Genomic DNA, 1,634 nt, shown 5'->3' with positions numbered 1-1,634 from the left:
GTAAGACAATCGTTAAAGTTGGTGCGAAAACTAAGGTTGAACAATCTAAAGATTCTGAAGGTCGCGATGTAATTGATACCACTACCTATGAAGTTGATCCAAAAACAGGTAAGGTAACTCCAACAACCGTTCGAACTTATGGAACAACAAAAGAACCCAAAGTAGAGTTAGAACAAGATCCTAAGACAGGTGATGTTACAGTGACACCGAAGAAACCAGATGGGTCAACATATCCACCAGGAACTAAGGTAGAGATCCCAGGTAAAGATGGTAATCCAATCGTCGTTACAATCGATGAAGATGGTAAAGGTAAAGTACCAAACAGTGATCTACCAAACGTAGAAAAAACAGGTACAGGTAAGATTACTGAACCAGGTAAATCATCTGTGGAAGTTCCTAAGGTAACAACTTTTGAAAACGATGTATTACCGGGTTCAATTGCATTGCCAGAGCTAATGATTGAGGTTCGATGGATTGATGAAGATGGAAATGTATTGAAACCATCCGTTAAGACAGGTAATGAAAAGGATGCTGAACATGGATCAATTCCAGTATATGAATTTGTACGAACTGTGATTGATGAAAATGAACCAGTCATTACCCACATTTTCAGAAAAGTAAGTGGAACTACAAATACAAATCCAGTTGCGCCAGTAACACCTGATACTAATGGAAGTTCTGGTCAAGATATACCAGCACCAGCTAGTCCAACTCCAATTCCAGATGTAGTTACTCCAAATGCAGATCCGGTAGATACTAAGACTACTATTGACAATGGAGCTAAATCAAATGATTCTCAAAATGTATTACCAAATACAGGAACAGAATCAAATATAACTCTTGCATCTCTAGGCCTTCTTGGTATGCTAGGTGGTCTCGGACTTGCTCTTGGAAAGAAAAAAGAAGACTAAAAATTTAGTCAAAATATGAATTGTTCATTGTTAAGTGGACAATGAATACAAAAGATTAAAAAACGGCCTTGTTCCTCATTTCAGAGGTACAAGGCTGTTGTTGTATTCTTGAAAAAGTACAGTTGATTGAAATAGGATGTGAATAAATCTATTAGGGAAGTCAAATTAATTTCTAGAAATATTTTAGCAGTCACGGTGTATAGTGGAATGAAATAAGAACGGAACAATTTAATTTTTGAATTCAAATCAATTTATAAAAATATTTTAGAACCTGTGTTATACTATTCTAGCTTCAATTCACTATACTCATTTGAAATCAAAGTTCCCCATTTGTTGATAGCCTATTCAAGAAATATCGTTGTATAAGTGCATACTTTGAAATGATAGGCATAGGGAATTAATAATAGGATGTTTAATTAAAACTATAATATATTTGTTTATAAGACGAAAGTTTATGAATTTGATTTTAAAATAGTATAAATTTATATTTATAGAAGCTATCTGAAGAAGATCTTAAAGTTAAGGGGAGGATATCTATTGTTATGCATAGTCATTTTTAATTATTATAGACTTGTTGGTTGCGCTTTCTTGAAATCTTGAAATCAGCTGTATTTATACCATTTTGTTTGATTAAAAATATTGAAAATGGTATAATCTAGTTGTAATAGCTGTAATAGCTGTAATAGCTGTAATAGCTGTAATAGCTGTAATAGCTGTAATAGC

At 33.5% G+C, this 1,634-nt stretch carries 1 protein-coding gene; it reads left to right on the top strand.

Annotated elements, in window-relative coordinates:
• A partial coding sequence (locus tag ADH54_RS00280; RefSeq protein ID WP_049523321.1) for an LPXTG cell wall anchor domain-containing protein occupies positions 1-911 on the top strand: 911 nt, incomplete at its 5' end.
• Between the last annotated feature and the right edge of the window lie 723 nt (positions 912-1,634).

The organism is Streptococcus pseudopneumoniae, assembly GCF_001072315.1.
GTDB lineage: Bacteria > Bacillota > Bacilli > Lactobacillales > Streptococcaceae > Streptococcus > Streptococcus pseudopneumoniae_R.
The sequence above is the reverse complement of the archived record's forward strand: the minus strand, read 5'-3'. Positions and strand labels throughout refer to the sequence as shown.